This is a genomic window from Streptomyces sp. YS-3 (genome assembly GCF_045257485.1).
Taxonomy (GTDB): domain Bacteria; phylum Actinomycetota; class Actinomycetes; order Streptomycetales; family Streptomycetaceae; genus Streptomyces.
Map to the genome: position 1 here is coordinate 1 of NZ_JBJHPC010000490.1, position 5,470 is coordinate 5,470.

4 protein-coding genes are annotated in these 5,470 nt (G+C 75.0%); 2 read left to right on the top strand and 2 right to left on the bottom strand.

What is annotated here, in order from left to right; translation table 11 throughout:
- A partial coding sequence (locus ACJA3G_RS28925; protein ID WP_406555988.1) for a helicase-associated domain-containing protein occupies positions 1-2,053 on the top strand: 2,053 nt, incomplete at its 5' end.
- 84 nt (positions 2,054-2,137) lie between these two features.
- Complete coding sequence (locus ACJA3G_RS28930) at positions 2,138-3,787, top strand: DNA repair helicase XPB (RefSeq protein WP_406555989.1); 1,650 nt, start codon at positions 2,138-2,140, stop codon at positions 3,785-3,787.
- 24 nt (positions 3,788-3,811) lie between these two features.
- Here ACJA3G_RS28930 and ACJA3G_RS28935 read toward each other — a convergent pair whose 3' ends face one another.
- Both ACJA3G_RS28935 and ACJA3G_RS28940 read right to left on the bottom strand, forming a co-directional pair.
- Positions 3,812-5,083, bottom strand: coding sequence for a glycosyltransferase 87 family protein (locus ACJA3G_RS28935; protein WP_406555990.1), 1,272 nt, complete (start codon positions 5,081-5,083; stop codon positions 3,812-3,814).
- Between the two features lie 74 nt (positions 5,084-5,157).
- Positions 5,158-5,349, bottom strand: a complete 192-nt coding sequence (locus ACJA3G_RS28940) for a hypothetical protein (RefSeq protein WP_406555991.1) — start codon at positions 5,347-5,349, stop codon at positions 5,158-5,160.
- Positions 5,350-5,470 lie beyond the last annotated feature (121 nt).

Consider the following 5,470-nt stretch of genomic DNA (forward strand, 5'->3'; position numbering starts at 1 on the left):
CTCCCCCACCGGCCTCGKCCCGRCCGTCGCCGAGGCCACGGCCGGGATGTCGCCGGGGCGGGTGCAGGAGATCCTGCGGGCGGCCGGGCTGCCCGCCACCCATGACCCCGTCTCCGCCGTCGCCGCGCTGACCTCGCTCTTCACCGACCGGACGCGGATGTCGGCGCTGCTGGACACCGCCCCGCCGGAGGCCCTCGGGGTGCTCGACCGGCTGGTGTGGGGGCCGCCGTACGGCGAGGTGTCGGCCGATCCGGCGCCGCCCGTGCGCTGGCTGCGCGACCACGGGCTGCTGCTGCCGACCTCGGCGCGCACGGTCGTGCTGCCGCGCGAGGCCGCCCTGCATCTGCGCGCCGGGCGCGCACACCGGGCGCCCGAGCCGGTGGCGCCCGCCGTCGCGCCGGCCCGGGAGTACAAGCCGCAGGTGGTGGACTCCGCCGCGGCCGGACAGGCGCTGACCGCGCTGACCATGGTCGAGGACCTGCTGACCGAGTGGAACGAGGGCGGGCCCGCCGTGCTGCGCGCGGGCGGTCTGAGCGTGCGTGACCTGAAAAGGACCGCCGCCGCCCTGGACACCACCGAGCAGGCCGCCGCTTTCTGGCTCGAACTCGCCTACGCGGCGGGGCTGCTGGCGTCCGACGGGGAGGCCGACGAGCGGTACGCGCCGACGCCCGCGTACGACGACTGGCTGGACCTGCCGCCCGCCGAGCGGTGGTCGCGGCTGGCCGCCGCGTGGCTCACCGCGACCCGTACGCCGGGCCTGGTCGGCGATCAGGACGCCCGGGCCCGCACGCTCGCGGCCCTCGGCCCCGACCTGGACCGCTCCCCCGCCCCGGAGGTGCGCCACCGGGTGCTGGCCCTGCTCGCGCTGCTGCCCGAGGGGACCGCGCCCGACCCCGAGACGCTGCTCGCCCGGCTGCGCTGGGAGCACCCGACCCGCACCGGCCCCGACGACCTGCGGCCCCGGCTGGCCCGGTGGACGCTGGCCGAGGCGGAGTGGCTGGGCGTGACGGGCCGGGGCGCGCTCGCCGCGCACGGGCGGGCGCTGCTCGCCGCGGGCGGCGACGGCGGCGCCCCGAAGACCGCCCGGCCCGGCACGGTCCCGCCGCCCGGCCTCGCCGCTGCCGCCGCGCTCGCGCCCCATCTGCCCGAGCCCGTCGACCACGTCCTGCTCCAGGCCGACCTGACCGCCGTCGCGCCCGGCCCGCTGCGGCGCCCGCTCGCCGCGACGCTGAACGTGCTGGCGGACATCGAGTCCAAGGGCGGCGCGACGGTGTACCGGTTCACGCCCGCCTCCGTGCGCCGCGCCCTCGACGCCGGGCAGGCCGCCTCCGATCTGCACGCCTTCCTCGCCGCGCACAGCGCCACGCCCGTCCCGCAGCCGCTCAGCTATCTCATCGACGACGTGGCCCGCCGCCACGGGCACCTCCGGGTCGGCGCGGCCTCGGCGTATGTGCGCTGCGACGACGACGCGCTGCTCGACGAGATCGTCGCGGACAAGCGGTCCGCGGGGCTGCGGCTGCGCCGGCTCGCCCCGACCGTGCTCGCCGCCCAGGCCGACCCCGCCGCGCTCCTCGAAGGGCTGCGCGCGATGGGGTACGCGCCGGCCGCCGAGTCCGCCGAGGGCGATGTGGTGATCACCCGCGCCGACACCCGCCGCACCCCGCCCCGTACCGCTCCCGCGCCCGTGCCGGAGGGTCCGCCGCTGCCCGACGAGACGCTGCTCGGCGCGGCGGTCCGGGCGATCCGGGCGGGCGACGAGGCCGCCACGGTCGTCCGCAAGGAGGGACCGCGCGCCACCCCCGCCGAGCCGGGCGGGCTGCCGCGCACCACGGCCGCCGAGACGCTGGCCACCGTCCAGGCCGCGGTGATGACCAGCTCGGCGCTGTGGATCGGCTACGTCAACGCCGACGGCGCCGCCAGCCAGCGGGTGATCGCGCCGGTGCGGGTGGAGGGCGGTTTCGTGACGGCGTACGACCACACGGCCGACGAGGTGCGCACCTATCCGCTGCACCGGATCACCGGGGTCGCGGAGCTGGCGGACGACCCCGCCTGAGCCGGACCGGCCCTCATCGCGCCCCGCTGAGGCACACTGGAGGTTTCGCCGCCTCCACGTACGTACGGAATGAGGGTGCTCCGCGTGAACGGGCCACTGATCGTCCAGTCGGACAAGACCCTGCTCCTGGAAGTCGACCACGAGCGGGCCGACGCCTGCCGCCGGGCCATCGCGCCCTTCGCGGAGCTGGAGCGGGCGCCGGAGCACATCCACACCTACCGGCTGACCCCGCTGGGGCTGTGGAACGCGCGCGCGGCCGGGCACGACGCCGAGCAGGTGGTGGACGCGCTCGTCGAGTTCTCGCGCTACCCGGTGCCGCACGCCCTGCTCGTCGACGTCGCGGAGACGATGGCGCGCTACGGACGGCTGACCCTCAGCAAGCATCCCGTCCACGGTCTGGTGCTGACCAGCACCGACCGGCCGGTGCTTGAGGAGATCCTGCGCTCCAAGAAGATCGTTCCGCTGGTCGGCGCCCGGCTCGACGCGGACACGGTCGCGGTGCACCCCTCCGAGCGCGGGCAGATCAAGCAGACCCTGCTCAAGCTCGGCTGGCCCGCCGAGGACCTCGCGGGGTACGTGGACGGCGAGGCGCACCCCATCGAGCTCGCGGAGGACGGCTGGGCGCTGCGGCCGTACCAGAAGCAGGCCGTCGAGGGGTTCTGGCACGGCGGCAGCGGTGTGGTGGTGCTGCCCTGCGGCGCGGGCAAGACGCTGGTGGGGGCGGGCGCCATGGCGCAGGCCAAGGCCACCACGCTCATCCTGGTCACCAACACCGTCTCGGCCCGGCAGTGGAAGCACGAGCTGGTCAAGCGCACCTCGCTGACCGAGGAAGAGATCGGCGAGTACAGCGGGACGCGCAAGGAGATCCGGCCCGTCACCATCGCCACCTACCAGGTGCTGACCACCCGCAGGAAGGGTGTGTACCCGCATCTGGAGCTCTTCGACTCCCGGGACTGGGGGCTGATCGTCTACGACGAGGTGCACCTGCTGCCCGCGCCGGTCTTCAAGTTCACCGCCGACCTCCAGGCCCGGCGGCGGCTCGGCCTCACGGCGACGCTGGTGCGCGAGGACGGCCGCGAGTCGGACGTCTTCTCGCTGATCGGGCCGAAGCGGTTCGACGCGCCGTGGAAGGAGATCGAGGCGCAGGGGTACATCGCGCCCGCCGACTGCGTGGAGGTCCGGGTCAATCTGACCGACGCCGAGCGGCTGGCGTACGCGACGGCCGAGACCGAGGAGAAGTACCGGTTCTGCGCGACCACCGCCACCAAGCGGAAGGTCACCGAGGCGCTGGTGCGGAAGTTCGCGGGCCAGCAGATCCTCGTCATCGGGCAGTACATCGACCAGCTCGACGAGCTGGGCGAGCATCTGAACGCGCCGGTGATCAAGGGTGAGACGCCCAACGCGCAGCGCGAGAAGCTCTTCGAGTCCTTCCGGCAGGGCGAGATCTCCGTGCTGGTCGTCTCCAAGGTCGCGAACTTCTCCATCGACCTGCCCGAGGCGACGGTCGCCATCCAGGTCTCCGGCACCTTCGGCTCGCGCCAGGAGGAGGCCCAGCGGCTGGGGCGGGTACTGCGCCCGAAGGCGGACGGGCACCAGGCGCACTTCTACTCGGTGGTGGCCCGCGACACCCTCGACCAGGACTTCGCGGCGCACCGCCAGCGGTTCCTGGCGGAGCAGGGGTACGCGTACCGGATCGTGGACGCGGACGATCTGCTCGCGGGGGATGTGGGCTGATCCCCGCGCCCCTGATCGGCCGGGTCACTGTCTGCGGGCCGTGGTGGGTTGCTCGCGCCGTTCCCCGCGCCCCTGATCGGCCGGTGGCCGCCTGCGGGCCGTGGTGGGTTGCTCGCGCAGTTCCCCGCGCCCCTCGGGTGCGCCGGGTCGCAGGCGGGTGGCTGTCTGGGCTGACAGGGCCAGTCCCAGCAGTGCGTACGGTGATGCCAACGGCTGCTGCCACCAGGGCAGGTGAAGGTCCAGCTCGCCCTGGTGCGGCACCAGCCACAGCGTGCGGGCGGTGAACACCACCGCCACGGCGGCGGCGGTGCGGGTCCGGCCCTCGGCCACCAGGACCGCGAGCAGCGGTACGCACCACACCCAGTGGTGCGACCAGCTGACCGGGGAGACGAGCAGCGCCGTGAGGGCGGTGACCAGGACGCCCCAGCGCTCGGGCGCCCGCCGGGCCGTCCACAGTCCGCCGACCGCGACGACACCCGCCACCACCGCACCCGCCGCACCGGGCGCGGGTGTGTGCAGCAGCCGGGCCAGCAGCCCCTGGAGCGACTGGTTGTCGACGATCCACGTCTTGCCGACCCGGTCGGTCTCGTAGAGCCGGCGGGTCCAGAAGTCGACGCTGGCGCCGGGCAGGACGAGCGCGCCCAGCAGTACGGTCCCGGCGAACGCGGCGGCGCCCGTGCCCGCCTCCCGCCACCGCCCCCGGAGCAGCGCGTACAGCAGGAAGAGCGCGGGCGTGAGCTTGACGCCCGCCGCCACGCCGACCGCGAGGCCCCTGCCGGGGGAGCCGGGCGGCCTGGTGAGGTCCCACAGGACCAGGCAGGTCAGCGCGAGGTTGATCTGGCCGAACAGCAGCGTCTGGAACACCGGTTCAAGCCAGAGCCCGGCGGCGGTGGCGGTGAGCCAGGCGGCCGGGCGGGCCGCGATCCCGGCGAACCGGCAGGACAGCCGTACCAGCAGGGCCAGCAGCAGCGCGTTGCCGACGGCGAAGGCGGCCTTGAGCGCCGGAACGGGGAGCCAGGCGGCCGGTACGAACAGGAGCGCGGCGAACGGCGGGTAGGTGGCGGGCAGGTGCCAGCGGGTGACGGTGAAGCCGTACAGATCGCCGCCGTCCGCGACGGCCGCGCCCTCCGCCCGGTAGACCAGGGCGTCCGCCATGGGGACGCGCAGGACGAGGCAGAGCGCAGCCAGCGCGGCGAGGGAGAGCGCGAGGACGAGCAGGGCGGCACGTGTGGCGCCTGTGGCGCCTGTTGCATCTGTGGCGCCGAGTGAGCGGTCGGTCACGGTCCGGTACGTCACGGCCGTGACCCTAGAGGATCACGCGGCCGGGCCGGGCCAGGCTCGGCGGGCCGGGAGGGCGCCCGGGGCTCGGGTCAGCGGTGGCGGCGTACGCCTGCCTCTTCCGAGTACTCCCCGAGGACGACGACGCTCAGGGCGGCACCGGCGAAGGCCTTCGCGGCGCGCAGGGCGTTGCCGACGCGGTGCGGGGAGTGCTCTGCTCCGGTGGCGGTGGCGCCCCGGGGTGCCGGGACGGTGGGCGCGGGGGTGAGGGTCACGGGGCTCATGTATCCATGGTGCTCCTGGACCCCTCCCGTTTCATCGCTCTGCGGTCTGAACCGTCCGGCCCCCCGTGTCCACCTCTGGTCCAAGGCCGTCCCCTACGGGTAGGACCCCACTCCCTAGGGG